This window comes from Kribbella sp. NPDC002412, assembly GCF_053592935.1.
In genome coordinates, this window is record NZ_JBSFBL010000009.1 from 175,216 (window position 1) to 195,113 (window position 19,898).

General features: G+C 70.6%; 9 protein-coding genes. 4 read left to right on the top strand and 5 right to left on the bottom strand.

Translation table 11 applies throughout. The annotated features are described in order from the left end of the window. Nucleotides 1–167: 167 nt before the first annotated feature. Genes ACWCOV_RS10440 through ACWCOV_RS10450 form a run of 3 tightly spaced genes read right to left on the bottom strand, consistent with a single transcriptional unit; the run spans nt 168 to nt 11,586 of the window. Nucleotides 168–10,859, bottom strand: coding sequence for a WXG100-like domain-containing protein (locus ACWCOV_RS10440; protein WP_449828955.1), 10,692 nt, complete (start codon nt 10,857–10,859; stop codon nt 168–170). Then, the gene (locus ACWCOV_RS10445; RefSeq protein WP_449828956.1) at nt 10,856–11,212 is read right to left on the bottom strand and encodes a hypothetical protein; all 357 of its coding nucleotides are present in this window, start codon (nt 11,210–11,212) and stop codon (nt 10,856–10,858) included. Before ACWCOV_RS10445 ends, ACWCOV_RS10440 begins: the two co-directional genes overlap by 4 nt. Then, nucleotides 11,209–11,586, bottom strand: coding sequence for a YbaB/EbfC family nucleoid-associated protein (locus tag ACWCOV_RS10450; RefSeq protein ID WP_449828957.1), 378 nt, complete (start codon nt 11,584–11,586; stop codon nt 11,209–11,211). The genes ACWCOV_RS10445 and ACWCOV_RS10450 overlap by 4 nt, the downstream gene beginning before the upstream one ends. Nucleotides 11,587–11,706: 120 nt before the next feature. On the opposite strand from ACWCOV_RS10450, the gene mycP reads away from it, so the two are divergent. Further along, nucleotides 11,707–12,999, top strand: coding sequence for a type VII secretion-associated serine protease mycosin (gene mycP, locus ACWCOV_RS10455; RefSeq protein ID WP_449828958.1), 1,293 nt, complete (start codon nt 11,707–11,709; stop codon nt 12,997–12,999). A gap of 62 nt (nt 13,000–13,061) precedes the next feature. Here the strand turns inward: mycP and ACWCOV_RS10460 are convergent, their stop codons facing one another. Continuing rightward, nucleotides 13,062–13,364 (bottom strand): hypothetical protein, encoded by a 303-nt coding sequence (locus ACWCOV_RS10460; RefSeq protein WP_449828959.1) that lies wholly within the window; start codon nt 13,362–13,364, stop codon nt 13,062–13,064. 24 nt (nt 13,365–13,388) lie between these two features. Beyond that, complete coding sequence (locus ACWCOV_RS10465; protein ID WP_449828960.1) at nt 13,389–13,709, bottom strand: hypothetical protein; 321 nt, start codon at nt 13,707–13,709, stop codon at nt 13,389–13,391. Nucleotides 13,710–13,867: 158 nt separating this feature from the next. Between ACWCOV_RS10465 and eccCa the strand changes: the two genes are divergently transcribed. From eccCa to ACWCOV_RS10480, 3 genes are read left to right on the top strand one after another with little or no spacing between them, the layout of a single operon-like run. Further along, nucleotides 13,868–17,827 carry a type VII secretion protein EccCa gene (eccCa, locus tag ACWCOV_RS10470; protein WP_449828961.1) on the top strand — a complete coding sequence of 1,320 codons (3,960 nt, stop codon included), beginning with the start codon at nt 13,868–13,870 and terminating at the stop codon, nt 17,825–17,827. A 42-nt stretch (nt 17,828–17,869) separates the two neighbouring features. Continuing rightward, nucleotides 17,870–18,232, top strand: a complete 363-nt coding sequence (locus tag ACWCOV_RS10475; protein WP_449828962.1) for a hypothetical protein — start codon at nt 17,870–17,872, stop codon at nt 18,230–18,232. Continuing rightward, a complete protein-coding gene (locus ACWCOV_RS10480) occupies nt 18,232–19,857 on the top strand; it encodes a hypothetical protein (protein WP_449828963.1) in 1,626 nt (541 codons plus the stop codon). Before ACWCOV_RS10475 ends, ACWCOV_RS10480 begins: the two co-directional genes overlap by 1 nt. The last annotated feature ends 41 nt before the right edge of the window (nt 19,858–19,898 follow it).

Sequence of the window (19,898 nt, forward strand, 5' to 3'; positions counted from 1 at the left end):
GACCTGTGCCGACGGCAGATCGAGCTCGCGCCGGCCGTAGAACCGCAGTGCGTCCCGTTCGGCGATCTGGAAGACCGTGGTCGTCTCCTTCTGCACCGCATCGCTGCCGACGGCAAGATCGAAGTCGACGGCGGCCTTGAACACGTAGTGGCGGCCGGTCTCGATGGTCAGGCGTTCGACACCCCAGATCGTCTGGTCGGTGTGACTGTCGCCCGCGCTGCTGCCCAGGCTTGCCTTGTAGCCGCCGCCGACCGAGTTCTCCGACGCGCCTGCCGCCGCCTCCAGGCTGCCGCTGCCCGACTGCCCGGAGGCCGTCCCATGGTTGCCGAGGGCAAAGTTGATGTCACCGGCCACGCCCTGCGTGACCGAGACCAGCGCAGCGTCCCGGATCGTCCCGGAAAGTGCCACCGGCAGCTTGCTGGTGATTCCACCCAGCCTGGCCAGCACGGCCCTGGTCCGGTACTTGGTGCTTGTCCACTCCGGATGGGCAAGCAGGTTGCGTGGGTTGAGGAACGCGGCAAGCTGCTGGCGAGCGGTCGGCTCCGCATCGATGCTGTCCGGCAACTCGTCGGTGAGCTTGGCATCGCCGACCGCGAGGAGGGTGGCTCGCTCGAGCACCGAGGCAGCGACCGGCCCTCGGGTCCTCCCGACGTGCCTTGGCGTCGGGTTGTCCGGATCCGGGTCGGCGTACGGGAGGAAGTCGCTGTCGAGCAGGACCCGGCGGACTCGTCGTCGCTGCGGTGGAACGGATCCTGCTCCCCGACCTCGGTGACGGTGAGGGTGTGCCTGACCGTGAAGACCGCGACCGGAGAACGGCTTTCCACCAGCGTCACCTGGTTGATCGTGCCGCCGGTGAACCAGGCCAGCACCCGTCCGAGCGACTGACGCCCGTACGAGAGCCCGAGTCTGGCCGCGATTCCCTGGCCGTCCGGGCCCGGTCCGGATCGCAGGCTGAACGGGTCGATCCGCCAGGGCCTGGCCTTGGTTCGGGTGATGGATCGCCCAGCGGTCTCGGACCCGATGTTCAGCCACACCACGGCCTCGTTCGTGGTCACGCCGGCCGCGGTGACGTCGCCCTGCTGGATTCCGATCCGGACGCTCACTGTCTCGGTCACCTCGGCGGTGCGAGGACGGGCGAAGGTGACCACGATGCCGGTGCGCGCAGCGATGTCGTAGCCGGCTTCGAGTCGCTCGCTCGACAGCTGTGCGCGCAACTCCTCGAGGTTGCGCAACTGGCCGAGCCGCTCGACCGGGTCCGCGGACAGCTTGGTCAGGTCCGGGTTGCCGTTGGAGTCCAGTGGCGGCACGAATCCCCGCCTGGCCAAGTGTGCGATGGTCGCCCGCAGCGCCTTCTCGCCGCCGGTGACACCTTGGATGTTCCACGGTCCCGCGGTGTTGAGAACGCCGTCGCTGCCGACGCTCCACTCCGGCAACTCCAGAGCCCGCCCTGGTACGACGGCGTCCGAGTCGACGTCGCCTTTCACGATCGCCATGGTCGCGTCCAGCACGAGCTCGCGGCCGACCGGAAGGCCGTGGCGGTATGCGTCGTTCACCCGCACCCGGGCCAGGATCGTGCTCTCGCCGGACACCGTCCGCGCGGGCGCACCGTTGAGGACGAGCTTCACGTTGTGCTTCAACACCATGCGGTAGCCCTGCGTCGGCCCGGTGAAGCGGTGCACGCCGACGTGGATCGCCGTACCGCCGCCGGACAGCGACTCCGACCGTGACACCGACCGGCCGGCGGACACGGCCGGGCCGGCGTCCGTGCCGGCTGCGTCGATATCCGTCACGGCGGGTCCGCCGTACCCCACTGTGGTCGTCTCCGACGCGTTCGCACCGAAGTTCTGGGTCAGACCGGCGTTGCTGAAGCCGACGCGGACGGACTCTTGCCAGTGCGTGGTCGTCGCGGCGCCGACCAGCTCGACCGTCTCGTATTGGAGCTCGATCGTCACCTCCAGATGACCGACCGGCTTCCCACCTGCCATCAAGGGCGCGACCACGGCGTGACTGGTCGACTCGGACAGCCTGGCCGGCAACTCGCTGGTCAGTACGGCGTGAATCTGGTCCTCGACCTGCTTGCGGTCCCGGCCGAGCCGCTCGAGCCCGTCCGGGTTCTGTTCGATCACCTCGTCGGTGAGCGCTTCCAGGCCGTCGATCGACGTCAGGATGTGCGCGGGCAGCCGGTCGTTCCGGAGGTCCTCGCGCACCGCCCGGTCCGTAGCCGGCCCGACCGTGTAGGCGTGCGAGGCCCACGCCCGCAGTTCGCCGCTGTCACCCTTGTTGCCGTCGGCAATCTCTTCGGCGGGGCTCCAGCCGGTGGACCGATCGGCGCGGAGGTCGATCTGCCACGACGCCGGTCCGCCGTACAGGACGCCCTCACCGCGGTTGTCCTCGACCGCGCCGTACTGCGCGAACTCGGCCGCGACGGCGGTCAGCGCCCGCATCCAGCTGAAGCCGTAGTCACGCTTCACCTTCAGGTCACCCACCCAGTTGTGACCGGTCACATCACCGATCAGCCGGAGCAGGGTGGTCGCCGGCAGGGTGAACGCCGTGGACAGCCGACCGGTCGAGGCGGTGCCGAGCTTCCGGGCGGGCTGCGCGAACAGGCCGTTCATGGTCTCGGAGTGCTTGGTCGGCGGGTCGAGGACCTCGGCGAGTTCGCCGACCGTGAGCTTGATCCGCAGGTCCGCCGTCTTGCCGCGACCGACGCGCAGGACAGCGCCGTCGGAGGTGACGAGCTCCCCGAAGCCCGCACTCAAGCGCTGCTGCAGTTGCCGCGCGGTGAAGCTCTCGTCGACGCCATGCGCCTTCAGTACGGCGTTGACCCGCTCCGTCAACGCGGTCAGGTGCGGCAACCGTCCGGTCGGCATCATGGAGGCCACTGCATCGGGCGGCGGAGCCAGCTCACGCAGCGACTGCTCGTACGCCGCGAAGGCGGTCGCAAGCCGGGCCGTCTCAGCCGCCACGTGCTCCGGCGTACTGGAATCCATGTCGGCGAGCAGCTGCTGGTAGTCGTCGTGGACGGCTGTCGCCATCGCACGAGTCTGCTCATAGTTGGCAACCAGCTGGTGATGCCAGCTCGCAACCTGCGCCTGCTTCTCGGCTTCGGCCTGCTGCGCGCGGCGACGGTCATGCCTGGCGTCGTCTCTCGCGTTCTCCGCCTTGGTCGCCTTCTGTTCTGCCTTCAGTCGGGCGTCGTCCGCCTTTTCGGCGAGCTTGTTCCTGGAGGCGATCAGTTTGTCGAGGGCATCGAGCGCTTCGGTGATCGCCTGCAGCCGGGCAGCTATCGCCGCCTTCGATGTGCGGCCCGCGGGTAACGGTGGTGGGAGCGCCGGCGGAGCATGGCCGCGCTTGCCGATCGCCTCGGCGAGACCTTCCATGTCATTGCGGAGCTGGTTCTGCTCGGCGACGGCGCCGGCTGCCTCGGCGATCGCGAGTCGCCGGGCCAGGTAGCGGAACTCGTTGAACTGCGCGTCGACACAGGCATCCTGACCGCTCTGGGTCAGCCGGCTCAGGAGGCGCCGTACCGGGCTGCGACCGCGGGCGTTGAGCTCCTGCAGCGTGTGGCTGATCTCATGGACCCACAGGCGGGCGAGCTGATCGTTCGCGACCCCCTGCGGCACGGTGACCAAGTGCGGGTTGCCCGCCGTACCGGTCCGCGGACGGGTGCCGGCCATCCGGCCCTCCGGGACGTTCCCGATCTGCGCCTCGAAGAAGTGCCGTCCGGTCGGGGTGCTGACGACGACGAGGTCGACCTTGACCCCGCCGTCCCTGACGACGGTGATCTTCCGGGGACCGTCGGACACCAGGCCGTCGAAGTCGGATGTCCTGGTCTCCGACACGGCGTCGACCACCTCGGCGGCGGTCAGCGCCGCACCGATGCGGCCGTCGGCAACGAAGCTGGTGTCCGCGACCTCGTGCGCATGAACCGTCCCACCGTCGTCGGCCGGCGCGTCCGGTGGTGCGGGGTTGAGGGCACGCGCGATCTCGCTGCGCTCGGCGGGCTCCGCCCAGCGGTGGCGCCCACCGTCGGTGTCCGGGTCGAGCATGCGATGCCGGCCGGGCGGCTGTGGCGGGGTAGTGAGCGGGTCCGGCGACGGATCGCCGGTGCGTGTGGGGCCGGCGTCCGGCGGATCGGCGGGGCTGACCGCCGGGCTCGGGAAGCCACCGAGGATATTTGCCTCAAGCAACAGGTCCTCGTACCGCGTGATCCGATCGGCCAGCTGCTCGGCCAAGTACGCGTGCGACTGCTCCGTTCCCACCCCGGTGGTGGCGTGCTCCGCATGGGCGTCCAGCGCGTCGGCCGCGGCGACGATCGCTTCGAGCGCGGCCAGCCGATCGACCAGCAACGGCCGGTCCCCGGGCTCGCCCAGCATCCGCCCCAGCGCCCGCGCCGCACCCGCCCGGATCTGATCGGTCGGTCCGCCGGTGACGCGTCGCCCGCGGGCCGGCGACACCGACGCGAGGTCCGGGAACGTCTTGGACGACCCGTCGGCGTCCGCGATCGCCTCGTACCGGGCGATCTCGCGGGCAAGCCGATCCCGTGCCTCCGCGGCCTCGGCACTGCCGGGGTCCCTTGCGTCGGCCCAGTCCACGGCTGCCGCCAGCCGATCGATCCAGCGCAGCGCGGCCACCCGCTGCCGCCGTACGTCGAGCGCCTCGGCTGTCGCGTCAGGTCCGCCGACGATGTCGTCGCGGTGGGCGAGCTCGGCGGCGGCGCGGACGCGATCGGCGTAGTCGGCATCGGTCGGCTCGACGTCCACCCGCGGCCGGCCGGCACGCAGCAGGTCCTCCCGCATCTCGTAGATCTGGTCCAGCAGCTGGGCGGCCAGGTATTTGCCGAGGGCAACCTGTTCGGTGAGCTCGGCGCGGTCTACCCCCTGCTTGTTCAGCGCCTCGGCGTTCACGTCCTTGCGATCCAGCTCTGCGTTGCGGAACACCATCCGGGCCACCGGCGACGTGGTGAGCGCACCGATCGCCCCGGCCACTGTCGTCCAGACGGTCAACGGATGCAGGCCGAGGTAGTGCTCGAGCAGCAACGCGACGCCCGCCGTACCGAGCGCCGCCAGGGACACCTGGAACGCGTAGAACCCGAACGGCACCTTGCGGCTCGGCCGCCGCCCCGGCTCCGCCTCTGGTGTCGTCAGCTGGGTCCGTCGATCGGCTGTCCGATCGGTCAGGTCGGCGGCGGGCTGAGCCGCGGCACCCAGCCGGGCGAGATCCTGGAGCGCTTCCTCGAGCTGCTGCAAGGGCCCGGTCATCGCCTCGATCAGGGCCTGTCCCCGGATCGACTCCCGCCGCGCGTAGTCCCAGTTCTTCTGCAGGTCGTGGAGGCGCTCCTCCACGGTCATGAAGACCTTGTCGCCGATCGAGCTGAGCAGGGCGGCGCCGAGCGCCGGGCCGAACGCGGCGATGAAGGCCTCGGTCATTCCGCCGAGGTGCCTCGAGATCACGGTCGGGTCGACGTCGTTCGGCGCGACTCTCGGGTGCACCACCCGTCCGCCCGCGGCCGCGTCGTTGTCGAACACCTGCTGGCCGAGATGCACCCGGTACGGCGGCGTGCCTGGCGACTCGATCTCGTGCGCGGCCGGCTTGCGCGGAGTGTTGATCCGGAGGTCCGTCCTGGATTCGAGGCCGAGCGCCGCGCGCAGTGCGTCCAGCCGCTGCTGCTGCTCCTGCAGAACGGCGATCAACTGGTTCTGGGCCGAGTCCGGGTTGGCGATCTGCCGCCGCACGTTGCTGTCCACCCGGGCCCGGCGCTGGTCCCGCTTCGTCGCATCGACCCACCGTTCGGTGAAGGCGCGCACCACGCTGGTCGCGGTGAGCACCCAGAGAGTGGACGCAGCCGGCACGCCGGCCAGGAAGAAGAGCGCACCCGCGGTCACACTCGCCGCGGCCAGCGGCACCCCGTAGCGGACGTGGTACCGCGGCCGCCCGGTCGTCCGGGGCACCTTGCGGTTTGGCCTGGGGATCGGCTGCTGCGCGCCGGCCGCCTCGGCGAGGCCGGGGAACTGCTGCTTCCGGGCCGCGTGGTCCGCGCCGTACGCCGGCTTCTTGTGCGCGCTCTTGTGGCCGTCCAGCCAGTACTCCATCGGTGCGCTCGCGAGACCGAAGACCACGGTTGGCATTGCCATCCCGACCGCCACCACCAGGCCGCCGCCGGGAACGAGCATCGCCGCACCGAACACCAGCGCGGACGACCAGGTCGACGTCCGGACGGCGCGGACCACATAGGCACGGATCGGCAGCCGGTTGTCCTTCGGCGACCGCCGGTTCTCGACCCGGTCCACCAGGTCGCGGACGTTCTCGGGGACCAAGGTCCGCAGCAGCTCGGAGTTCGGTTGGTCCTTGTGCAGGCTCATCCGGAGGAAGAGGTCGGCCAGCGCGCGCCCGATGCTGCGCCGACGGAGCCAGGACCTCGACTGCTGCTCCGCCTGACCAAGCTCGGCGGCGAGCAGGCCGGCCTCGGCGACGTCGCCACGGTCGGTGTCCCGGAACCGCGGATCCGCCCACGGATCGCTGCCGGGCGTGAACACCGGCTTCTCCGCAGCACCCGCCAGTTGCTCCGCCGACGGGTTGAGCGTCGCCGCTGCAGTCTCGGCGAGGATCCTGGTCAGCAGCCTCGGCAGCTCAGTGGTCGACAACTGATCGGACACGGTCACCCAAGCGGTCGGCGCCGTCCCCGGCACTGAGACGCTCTCGAAGGTGGTCCCGACGGGCAGCGGGCGGACCCGGACGAACAACTGGTAGGTGCCGTTGGCATCGGTGACCTGGTACTCGCCGTTGCCGCCCCGGATCTCTCTGATCTCCGCGGCGTCCAGCACACCCTGGTGGGTCAGCACCTCCGGAATCGCGAGGTTGACCATCAACCACCCCGGCAGGAACCGCCTCCGGCCGCCGGACGGGTTCTGCTCCTGCCCTCGCATCCGGGCGGCCAGTTCGGCGAGGTCGAAGCTGGTGTTGCTCGCCAGCACGTCCTTGCCGTCGCGGACCTCGAAGGTGAAGCGGTACGGCGCGGAGTCCACCGCCGGCCGGGCGACGCGGGTGACCGTCAGCTCCGCCTCCACACCGGCGTCGTTGAGGTCCGCCAGCTTCGCCTCGATCTCGGCGCGGGCCTCCGGATCGACGTCGACCCCGAGCGCCGACAACGCGTCCAGCCCTGCCTTCGCGGAGAACGACCACCCGACCGGCGGCGCCGGAAGGTTGCCCAATGCCTCCTCGTACGCCGCCACCTCACCAGCGAGCCTGACGGACTCGGCTGCCAGGTATTCCGGCGAACTGGAGTCAGCGACGCCGAGCAGTTGCTCGTATCCCACGATTGCGGCAGTAACGTGAGCCAGAGCCTGCCTGTATCCGGCGACGAGCCCGCCGTACCAGTCCGCCAGCGCCGCTGGTGCCTGTTGGGAGTCTCGCGACCTCGCATCCAGCAAGGTTCGAAGGGCATCGGCTGCTTCCCGCAACGCCTGTTGCTGGGCCTCGATCGCGACCTTGAGCTCACCCTGTGGCGTGGCTGCGCCCGGCCCGAGCCACGGGAGTACGGGCGGGCTGTAGCCGTGGCGATGGATCGACTCGGCGAGACCTTCGATGTCGTTGCGAAGGTCGGCCACCAGTTGGAGGTCCGACTCGGCTCCGGTGCGAGCGGCCTTGGCCCCGGCCATCGCCCACTCACGGCGCAGGTAGCGGAACTCGTTGAACTGGGCATCGACACAGGGATTCGGCCCACCACCGGTCAACTTGCTCCAGAGCCGCCGTACCCGGCTTGTCTCTGGTGCGTTCAGCTCCTGCAGGGCATGGCTCAATTCGTGCACCCAGGCGCGAGCTACCTGGTCACCCGCGAGCTTGGCCGGGAAGGTGACGACGTGGGGGCGTCGCTTCGTGCCCGCGTCCAGGTCGGTGCGGGCGACCCGGCCGGGCCGGACTTCCCCGATCGCGACCTTGAAGTACAGCGGTACGTCGGAACCGGGCACGTGGACGACGACGAACTCACCGGACTCGATGGGACGCCCGTCGACGAGACCACCGAAGTCCGACTCCGCGGTTTGTGTCGCCGCAGCGCGTGCCTCTTGCTCGGACAGCGGTCGCTCGAGGAGCGAGCGCCCGTACCCGACGAACCTCGTCCCTTCGACGGCGTGGGCGTGGACGCTGCCGTGCTGCTGGTTGCCGGTATCGGTCTGTTCGGTTGCCGAACCGGTTCGGGTCCGGTACGGCGAGGGTGCCGGCGTCGTGGTCCGCGGACCGGGTGCCCGGGCGACGGTGAGCTCCGCGGCCCTACGCGCGATGACTTCGGCGGCCGCCCGCAGCAGACCCTTCGAAGGTGCGACCTGTTGGCCGGAGGCAGCAGCAAGCCGCTCGCCGAGCAGCCGACCGGCTTCGGCGTCCAGCTCTGCCTGGCTCACGTCCCCCAACTGCGCCAAGTCGGCCGCGATCCCCGCGAGAGCTGCCTCGGGCACCGCGACCTGCCGCCCACCCGGCAGCACCACCCGGATCCCACCGCCCTGCAACGGAACCCACCCCGGCACCAACAACGCCAACGCCCGCCCAACCGCCGACCCGACGTCCTCCGACCCACCGCTCCGGCCCCGCCCAGGCGAAGGTTGCAGGCCGGTCGGAGTTTGCTGGCCGCTGGGAGGTTGCTGCTCGACCGGACCCTGCTGCTCGACCGGACCCTGCTCGCCCGGACCCTGCTCGACCGGACCCTGCTGCTCGCCCGGACCCTGCTGGTCGGTGGGAGGTGGGTGGTGGGGCGGGGGTGGCTGGTCGGGTGGGGTGGGCTCGACTGCGTCGGGATCTGTCGCTGGCGAGGCGGCGTCCTGCTCTTCGGCGGATCGGGTCGAGCTGGTGTGCACAGGCACTCTTGGGCTCGGCTTGGCCCGCTTCGCCGGGGTTGGTGAGGCGACGCGTGCGGATTGTGGACTGCCGAGCGGGGCTGCAGCGACGGCCATCGGGCCACCGGGTCCGGGGGGACCATCTGTCATCCCGTTGACCGACCCCGGTCCGACAGCGCTCGGCAGTCCGACGTCACGTGGGTCGACGGGCTCAGGTCCGTTGAGCTCGGCGAGCGCCGTACCAAGTGCCAGGTCCTCGGAGGCTTCGTCGGAGTCAGCCTTGAGCCGGCGGGCTGCGTCGGTCTGCGACAAGGCGGACTGCTGAGGTGAACCCGGCTGCTGACCCGGGCTCGACTGCTGGGTTGGCCCCGGCTGTTGCGCTTGCCCCGGCTGCTGCGCTTGCCCCAACGGCTGCGCTGGCCCCAACTGCTGCGCTGGCCCCGACTGCTGTGGTTGGGCTGGCTGTTGTGTTGGTGCTGGCTGTTGGGGGGCAGGTGGTTGGCCGGCGGGTGCTTGGGGTGTGGTGCCGGGTGCTGCCTGGGACTGTGGAGTTGGGGTGGTCGCGGGTGGAGCTGCATTGGCTGGTGGGGCGCTCGCCGGGGGTGCTGTGGTCGGCGCGGGTGCTGGAGCCTGCGGCGTGGCGCTCGGAGGACCGGTTGTCGTTGCGAGTGGTGCAGGAACCGCCGCCTGTGGTGTCTGCATGGCGGGGGCAGGCGCAACGGGGTGAAGTGCGCCGACGGCTGGGCGGGTGACCGAAGACTCGCCGTGGTTCGATCCACCGGCGACTTGCGAGTCACCGACCGCCTGCTGGTCCGGTGAGACCTGGACGGAGTCGGACGGCGCACCAACGTTCGTCACACCGGTCTGTTCGGTGCCGCCCCCGGTCGGCTGAGGCTGAGCTGCCGGCTGCTCCACGACCCCCGTGGGCTGTTGTCCGGTCGGCCCCGGTTCCACAAGGCCGCCGGGCGGCGGGGTTTCGGGTGGGTCGACAGGTGTGATCGGGGTCGTGCTCGTCTGCTGCCCCACCACCCCCGAGGGCTTGCCCGCGACCAGGTTGCCGAGGGCGTGGCCGCTGTCGTGTGACGCGATCCGTGAGACCGCGAGTCCACCAGCAGTGAGGAACTGGTCCTTGATCCCCTTGCCGTAGTCCGCCCAGGTCAGCTGGCCGACCTTGCCGTCGGCAATTGCCTGGGCGGTGACGCCCGCGATGGGCGAGGTCAGGCCGTTGACCACGAAGGTCTGCGTGGCCTTCTCGACCCAGTTGCCGGTGCCCGTCGCAATGTTCTGGACCCGCGACGGTCCGGGTACGGCGCGGATCAGGCTGCCCACCGGCTTCGAGACCAGCCACCCGACCGGCGCGAACGGCGCCGACAGCAGCCCGCCGCCCAGGCCGGCGCCACCCGCCACCGCGACCTGTTTCCAGTCGTAGCCGTCGCGGTAGCCGCGCAACCGGTCCAGCGTCTGGGCGCCGAGCTCGATCCCGATCTCCTCGGGGACCTGCAGGGCGGCGCCGCCCAGGAAGCGCTGCACCGCGGCCGGGATCCGCATCGCCGTCGCGGCGGCCCGGACCGTCGCCGCGATCCGGCCCACGATGCCGAGCACGATCCGGTCCCGGAGGAACTGGCCGAACGGAAACGGCATCGCGAAACTCAGGCCGAACGCGAACGCGTTGGCCGCCAGCTCGGAGTAGATCTGGTGTTTGATGTTGGCGATGTGGCGCGCGTAGTCGTGCGACATCACCGCCATGTCCTGCATCATCTGGGCCAGCCGCCCGAGTCCACCCGACTCGCCGACGCCGTTGAGGATCCGCTCGACCCCGAAGCGGTAGTCGATACCCGCCGAGTCCGTCCAGACGGCCGGCAGCACCCCGGCCGCCGCCTGGACCTGGTCCCGGGCGGCGGTCAGCTCCTGGCCCAGGCGCTGCCAGTTGTCGCCCATCCGGTTGGCGGCGTCCTCGTCGACCCAGACCGGGAACACCGTGTCGAGGGCGGCCCGGACCTCCGGCCACATCCACGACGTCGGTTCGGGAATCACTCGAGTGCGCGCATGTAGGCCGGCTGGATCTGGTGGCTCAGCTCGAGGTAGAGGGTGACGATCGAGTGACCCGTCGTACCGGCGTCGTGCAGGTCGGGCATGACCCGTTCGGCCTGCGGCTCGACGACCTGCTCGTACAGGTTGTAGCCGTCCCGAAAGGCAAGGCTGACCTCGTCGAAACCCGTCTCCACGATCTGCTCGTCGGCGTTGATCGCGTCCCGCGCCCCCGGCCAGACGGCGCCGAACGCGCTGCCGGCCTGGTAGATCTGCTGGATCGCCCGGAACGTCGGGTCCGGGTCCATGTCGATGTCGCCGGTTCCACCCAGGTCGATCGGCTTGGGAGTGTCGTTCACGGGCGGTCCTTTCCTTGCAGGCGGGCGAGCTCGGCCAGGAACGGCCCGAACGTCGGGTCGTCGCGGGCCGGGCGTTCGGCGGCCGGAAGCTGTTCGAGGAACGCCACGAACAGCTCCTCCTGGGCGCGCTGGTGCGCGTCGTTGACAACGGCCCGGATCTGATCGGCCAGCTCGTCGGTGCCGAACTCTCGGTAGACCCGGGGATCGAGCACCAGTTCGGCCAGTACGCCACGGGTGGAGACGGTCGCCTCGATCAGTCCGTCGGCGGACTCCGCCGTACCGCTGACCGTTTCCGTCAGGCGCTGGGCGGTGCGGGCCTGGCGGTCCAGCGCCTCCAGGTCGTCCAGCCAGCCACTGCCTGTCGTGCCTTCCATCACGCCTCCCGTCTCGATGGGCCGGGATTCACGGTGCCGGACGATCCGGTACGGCGGGACGTGGTGACCGCTTCAGGTCACGGCCGCCGGTGCCGCAGGCAGTCAGAGCAGCATGCTGGCGTGAGATCACTCCGGTTTGGCGCGCTCGGGCTCGTCCTGTGCAGCCTCTTCCTGACCTGGCTGACGACTTCGCCGGCCGCGGCCGCACCGCCCCGCGGCGCCTGCTCGAATCCGGAGCCGGGGCGGCAGGCCGTCCGACTGTTGCCGTGGGCGCAGGATCTGCTGATGGCCGAGCGCGCCTGGCCCTACAGCACCGGCGACGGGGTGACGGTGGCAGTCGTCGACTCGGGCGTCGACGCCGACCATCCACAACTGCGGCGGCCGGGAAAGGTCCTGCCGGGGCGGGACTTCTTCCTGGTCGGCAAGCTGCCCGGGAACTACGACTGCGTCTCGCACGGCACCGGAGTCGCGAGCATCATCGCCGCCGACGCCGCCGCCGGTATCGGGTTCCGCGGCATCGCGCCCGGGGCGCGCATCCTGCCGGTGCGGGTGACCGACCGCGAGACCGGTGACAACGGCACCACCCGGCTGATCGACGAGAACGTGCTGGCCCGCGGCATCGTGTACGCCGTCGACCAGGGCGCCAAGGTGATCAACCTGTCGATGTCCGGCGACCAGGACCAGGCCCCGGTCCGCAAGGCCGTCGCGTACGCCGTTCGCAAGGACGTCGTCGTGATCGCTGCCGTCGGCAACGGTCAGCGGGCCGAGTCCGGCACGCTTCCGTCGTACCCGGCGTCGTACCCCGGGGTCCTCGGGGTCGGTGCGATCGACATGGCCGGCGCACGGATCACCGGCTCACAGGCGGGCCCGTACGTCGACTTGGTGGCACCTGGCGACGGCGTACTGGCGGCGACTCGGCGGACCGGGCACATGTACGTGTCCGGAACCAGCTTCGCCGCCCCGTTCGTCGCCGCAACTGCTGCCCTGGTCCGCTCAGCGTGGCCGAAACTCACTGCTCCACAAGTCATGCAGCGACTGATGGCCACCGCCACACCCGCCCGCGGCGGAACCGGCAGCGCGGAGTACGGCGCCGGGATCGTCGACCCGTACCGCGCGGTGACCGAGGGGACGATCGCCACTCCGGCCAAGACACTTCCGCAACTGAAGGTGCCACCGCCGGACGAGGAACGACTCGCGGTTCTGACCTGGTGGCGATCGGCCGGCAACCAGGCCCAACAGCTGACTCTGCTGTCGATCGGCAGCGCGGTCCTGGTCGCGCTGGTCAGCGGCATCCTGCTGGCGGGACGCCGGCGGCAATGGGCTGCCGGCCGCTCGCACCTCGCCCGGCGTACGGCGCGGAAACCGGTCGACGACCTGCCGCCGGAGTACCTGTTCGCCAAGGACCACCACTGACCCAGACCTGAGCCCCGATCGGAAGATGCTTCCGGCCGGGGCTCAGGGGCATCGACCACGAGTTACAGAGTGGCAGCCAACGCACAGGCTCGCGCCGACGTGGACTCGCCTGCGTCAGTGCACAGATCCACCGCGCCCGCACGGCCGGCCTGCCGCTCGCTGGCCTCCAGCTCGGAGTTGTTCCGCTGCAGGGCGGGCTCCCAGAAGGTGTCGAAGACGCCGTCCTTCCAGACGTCCGAACCGACGTTCTGGATTCTGGTCAGGATGTCGGTGGCAGTCGACTCCACCGCATCGGACACCGCCCGGTACCCGGCGGCGCCGTCGCGCATCACGTCGAAGATGTTGAACAGCCGGTAGTCGCTCATTGCTCTCCTTGCGTCGGTTCCCGGTCAGACCGTGCCGGGGTTCAGGATTCCGCTCATCAGGCCGCTGGTGTACGAGATGTCGGCGTCGTACATGTTCCGCATCTGCAGGACGCCGGATTGCTGCCCTTCACCCCGGTGCACCACCGTCGTGGTCGAGTGGCTGTGGCAGTTCAAGGCGCCTTCGTCGTTGAAGTCGGCTGCCGGGCCGCCGAAGCCCGCACGCAGGCCGTCGGTGTTCGCCATGAACTTGGCCAGGTGCTGCTGCTGGTCTTCGACGGACTGACCGATCGCGTTCGACAGTGCGCCCATGTCGTCCGGGCGACCGTCGAGCATGCCGTTCCGCATTGGCCGGTTCCTTTCTCTGAGGGATATGACCGCTCCTCACGGTAGGAAGCAACGACCCGTCGCCCGGGCCGGCGGCACCTTCCTGCCAGCGGCCCGCCGGCCCGCGGAACCGGCGTGATGATCGGAGCGCGGACACGTGCGACGAGATGAGGTTCGGCATGGCGACGATGGTGGTCCGGCGGCCGGCACGACGGCCGGCGCCCGAGCTGCCCGGGGGCGAACTGTTGCTCTCGGCACCTCCCGAGGTGCCCGAGCCGGGCGGCAGGCAGTGGATGCAGCTGCTGATGGTCGTCCCGATGGTCGCGATGATGGGCGCGATGATGCTGATGTTCTCCGGCAGCATCGCCAGCAGCCTGCGGTACGTCGTCTTCGGGCTGTTCGGGCTCGCGATGATCGGCATGATCGTGGTCGGCGTGATCGGCCGGACCGGCGCCGGCAAGGCCGAGATGGGCAACGCCCGCCGGGGGTACCTGCGCCAGCTGTCCCAGCAGCGCACCCGGCTCAGCCGGTCGGTCGACCGGCAGCGGAACACCTTGTTCTACGTGCATCCCGAGCCGGACAGTCTGTGGACGCTCGCCGCGAGCTACCGGCTGTGGGAGCGCCGAAGGGACGACGCCGACTTCGCGGTCGCCCGGATCGGCGTCGGCCCGCAGGGTCCGGCGATGACCGTCGTACCGCCGGACACGCAGCCGCTCGAACGCCTGGAACCGTTGTCGGCCTTGGCTCTGCGGCGCTTCGTCTCGACGTACGCCACCGTCCCCGGGCTGCCGCTGGCGATCTCGGTCGCCGGCTTCGGCCGGATCTACGTTCCCGGCGACCGGGGCCGGTCGATGGCGATGGCCCGCGCGATGCTGGCCCAGCTCGCCACGCTTCAGGCACCCGACAACCTCCGGATCGCGGTCTGCGTCAGCGACGCCGCCCGTGCCGAGTGGGACTGGGTCAAGTGGCTGCCACACGCCCTCCACCCGGAGCGGACGGATGCGCTCGGTCCGCTCCGGCTGGTGGCCGGCTCGATCACCGCGATCGAGGCGATGCTGGACGACGTCCTGACCAACCGGCCGCGGTTCGACTCGGAGTCGAGCCATCCGGTCGCGGGCCCGCACGTGGTGGTCGTCCTCGACGGTGGTGACCTCGACGGCTCGGACCACGTCCTCGTCGGCGCCGGTCTCGAAGGTGTCACCGTCCTCGACCTCACCACGTTGCCGCCGCGGGCACTCGACCCCAGCGCGATCGTGCTCGACGTCGACGCGGACGGCGCCCTGATCAGCGAGACCATCGACGGTGAGACCCCGCTGGGTGTCGCCGACGAGCTCGACCTCGTCAGCGCCGAAGGGCTGGCCCGGCAGCTCGCCCCGCTGCGGCTGACCGCGGGTTCCCAGGGCGAGCAACCGCTGACGGCCGACCTCGGACTGGCCGATCTGCTCGAGCTCGGCGATCCGTTCGACTTCGACCCCGACGACACCTGGGTCCAACGGGCGAACCGGGACCGGCTCCGGGTCAAGTTCGGGCTCCGGGCCGACGGCCAGCCGATCGAGCTGGACCTCAAGGAGTCCGCGCAGGAAGGAATGGGTCCGCACGGCCTGCTGATCGGCGCGACCGGCTCCGGGAAGAGCGAACTGCTCCGCACCCTGGTCCTGGCACTGGCGATCACCCATCCGCCGCGCTCGCTCAACTTCGCCCTGATCGACTTCAAGGGTGGCGCGACGTTCACCCGGCTGGACAAGTTGCCGCACACCAGCGCGGTGATCACCAACCTGGCCGAGGAGGTCCATCTGGTCGACCGGATGACGGATGCCATCAACGGTGAGCTGATCCGGCGGCAGGAGCTGCTCCGGGCCGCCGGCAACTTCTCGTCGTTGCGCGACTACGAGAAGGCCCGGGCCGCGGGCGCTCCGCTGCCCGAGGTTCCGACTCTGCTGGTGATCTGCGACGAGTTCAGCGAGCTGCTCACGCTCCGCCCGGACTTCATCGAGATGTTCGTGCAGATCGGCCGGGTCGGCCGGTCGCTCGGCGTCCATCTGCTGCTCGCCAGCCAGCGACTCGACGAGGGCCGGCTGCGCGGCCTCGAGGCGCACCTGTCCTACCGGATCGGCCTGCGGACGTTCTCCGACATGGACAGCCGCACGGTGCTCGGCGTGAGCGACGCGTTTCGGTTGCCCAGGGCACCTGGTCACGGCTACCTGCGGGTCGGCACGGACCAGCTGGACCGGTTCCGGGCGGCGTACGTGTCCGGCGTGCACCGCCGGCCGGTGGTCGGCGGGCTGCCGGTGGCGCCGGACAACTCGCTGATCCTGCAGGACTTCACCAGCTCGTACGTCGCCGCGGAGGTCGAGGAGGACGAGTCCGAGGAGCACCCAGCGGCGGACGACCCGTTCGACGACGCTATCGGCGAATCGCTGCTCGACATCCTGGTCGACCGGCTCACCGGGCGCGGCGCGGAGGCGCACCAGATCTGGCTGCCCCCGCTGGACGAGTCGCCGGCCCTCGACGAGGTCCTCGGTACGGCGTCCGTCGACGGCGACCGCGGTCTCACCTGCGGCGCCCCGGAGCTGCGCGGCAGTCTCACCACGATCACCGGAATCGTCGACCGGCCGCTCGAGCAGCGCCGCGACCCACTTCTCCTGGACCTGTCCGCGGGTGGCGGCCACATCGCCGTGATCGGCGGTCCGCAGAGCGGGAAGAGCACGACGCTCGCCTCGATCATCACCAGCCTGGCGCTGACGCACACCCCGCGCGAGGTGCAGTTCTACTGCCTGGACTTCGGCGGCGGTGTGCTCGGCGGACTGCGCGACCTGCCGCATGTCGGCGGTGTCGCGGGCCGCCAGGACGTCAACGCCGTACGCCGGACCATCGCCGAGGTGATGGGCATCATCGCCGAGCGGGAGCGTGAGTTCGCGCGGGCCGGGATCGACGGGATGGCCGCCTACCGGGAGCTCCGCCGGACCGGGGCGTACGCCGACTCGCCGTACGGGGACGTGTTCCTGGTGGTGGACGGCTGGCTGACGATTCGCAACGACTTCGACGACCTGGAGCTGGTGCTGCCCGACATCGCCGCGCGCGGCCTGGCGTACGGCGTGCACCTGATGATCGGCGCCTCCCGCTGGTTCGACCTGCGGACGAACATCCGCGACCTGTGCGGGACCAAGCTCGAACTCCGGCTCGGCGACCCGACCGACTCGGCGGTGGACCGTCGTACCGCCGCCCTGGTCCCGAACCACTCGCCGGGCCGTGGGGTCAGCCAGTCCAAGCATCACTTCCTGATGGCGCAGCCACGGCTCAGCGGCGACGACGCCGACCGCGCCGGTACGTCGGAGCTGGTCGAGCGGATCCGGTCCGGATGGCCCGGACATCCCGCGCCCGCGGTCCGGTTGCTGCCGACCGAGATGCCGTTCGAGCAGCTCGACGGCGAGAGCTCGCCGGAGCGGGGACTCGCGATCGGTATCGCGGAGAGCGACCTCGCACCGGTCCGGCTCACCCCGGACGAGCACCCGTGCTTCATCCTGCTCGGCGATCTCGGCGCGGGGAAGAGCAGCTTCCTGCGGACCGTGGCACGACGCGTGCAGCAGACGTACACCCCGCAGCAGGCGCGGTTGCTGGTGGTCGACCACCGGCGCAGCCTGCTCGGTGGCGTCGAAGGCGAGCACCTGATCGGCTACGGCACGAATCACCAGAGCAGCACGGCTTTGATCTCCGACGCGTGCCAGGCCTTGGCCGAGCGCATCCCCGGCCCCGACGTCACGCCACAACAGCTGCGCGATCGCTCGTGGTGGCGAGGACCGGACCTGTTCATCCTGGTCGACGACTACGACATGGTCGCCGGGAACGAAGGCCATCCGTTGATGCCGCTGCTGCAGTTCATCCCGCAGGCGGCGGATATCGGCTTGCGACTCATCGTGACCCGGCGGATCGGCGGCGCGGGCCGCGGCTTCTTCGAACCGGTCCTGGCCCGGATCCGCGACGTCGGCGCGCCCGGCCTGCTGATGTCCGGCAACCGGGAGGAAGGCCCGTTGCTGGGTGGCCTGCGCCCACAGCCGTTGCCGCCCGGCCGCGGCCGGCTGATCACGCGGCAGGGCACGAGCCAGTTGATCCAGCTCACCCAAGCCCCGGTGGGCGCCTGAGCCCACCGGATGCCGAAACCCTGACAGGAAAGGACTCCCGGCATGTCACCATCCAACGAACCCCCGGGCGCCGGCGACATCGCGGTCGTCTCGACGAACGTGTTCGAAACCTTCGCCAAGGACACCTACGCGAACATGACCAAGTTCCGCGGCGCCACGAGTATCGCCATGACCCAGCCGTCGCCGGGTCATGGGGACCTGAGCAACAGCCAGCCACTGAGTGAGCAGCTGGCCAGAGCCGCGATGCTCCGGATGGACTACATCGACGCCACGACCACCGGTCTCGTGGGATACGAGAACACCAGCAAGGCGCTGTACGGCCTGCATGTCCAGCTCGGCTCGGTGACCAGCTCCACCATGGAGCGAATCATGACCGTCCAGTCGTCCAAGGAGGGCGAAGCCTGATGCCCGACGAACCGGCGACATCCATCAATGCGGCCAAAGCGGCCGTCACCTTCGCAGCACTCTTCACGGCGGTGGATGGCCTGATCACCGCGGCGGACTCCGAAGTGCAGACCATGAAGCCGACCCTCGAGGCCGAGGGTCCACGCTGGACCGCGTTGACGGCCGCCGTGACCGAGCTCTCCCAGAAGTTCGACAGCGATGCCGCCGAGCTCGTCGCGGGCTGGACGAGCAGACGCGAGTCGCAGATCTTCGAGGGGGCCAGCGACGCGACGAGCGCCGCGCTCGCCAAGTCGGCCGCGGCTGATGCCGAGGCTCCGGGCGGACCGGCCGAGGCCCACGGGACGATCGAACAGATGTGCAACGGCCTCGTCCAGCTGATCACGATGAGCGCATCGCAAGCCACTGCTGCCAGGGAGAAGGTCGTCGAAGCGCAGCAGGCCTTCCTCGCGCAGTATCCGGGCGGTCAGAAGCTGGAGGTCCTCGACAGTGTCGGAGTGTGGTCAGCCGCCACGGCCGAGGAAGCCGCGGCGGTCGAGGCGGTGCGGCCAGAGGTCCTGGGAGCCGGCACTCTGCTGGAAACGCTGAACGACACGTATCCGAAGCTGGGCGCGCAGGTTCAGGCAGCCGCCGATGCGCTGAACTGGGTCGGGCCGACCGGGGAGTCGGCTTCACCTGGTGGGCCGACGGGTGCCTCACCGGCGAGTGTTCCGCCGGGCGGCGGGCCGGCGGCGAGTGCGCCGGAGCAGCCCGGAGGGCCGGCCGGCGGTCCTGCAGGTGGTCCCGAAGCTGGTCCTGCAGGCGGTCCCGAAGGTGGCCCTGCAGGTGGTCCCGCCGGTGGACCGGCGGGCGGGCCGGCCGGGGCAGATCCCGGCGGTGCGAGCGCAGGTCCGGGCGGCACCGGGCTGGCCGGGACGCCGGCGTCCCCGATGACCGCGACGCCAACCGGGCCGGGGACCGGGTTGTCGACGCCACCCCTCTCACCGCCTGCCGGTGTTCCGTGGACGCCGGTGAGTGCGGTACCCGCACGGACCACACCGGGTTCAGGTGTGCGGATGCCGGCAGGTGGGGTGCGCGGCGGCGGTGGCGGCTTCTCCGGGGGCGGCAGCATCGGCGGTGTCGGTGGTGTCGGTGGTATCGGCAAGGCCGGTGAGTTCGGTAAGACCGGGACCGGGCTGGGCAAGGTCGATCAGCAGATCCCGCAAGCGGCGAAGACGATCGCGCCGACGTCGGTGACGAACGGGCAAGCGCCGACGCTGGCGAGCGCGGGCGGCACCGGCTCGGCCGCAACACAGGGTGCGGGTGGCGGCGTACCGCCGATGATGCCGCCGATGGGCGGTGCCGGCGCCGCTGCCGGTGGCGGCGGTGGCGGGAAGCCGGGCTCCGGAGCGATCCGGCCGACCGGGCGGGAGCGCAGCCGGTCCGGTGGCCCGACGCCGGGCGTTCCGGCCGGCTTGCAGGGCAAGTCCGGCAAGCCCGGGGCCTTCCAGCCGGCGGCCACGTCGAAGCTGCGGGAACGGGAGCAGGCCGGGACCCTGGAGGTCCTCGACGAAGAACTGTGGACAGTGGACGCAACGGATCAGGTGCCGGCCGCCGCAACGCCGCGGCAACGCCGCCTCACCCACTGACTCCCACGCACGAACGCCCCGGTCGCCGCGACCGGGGCGTT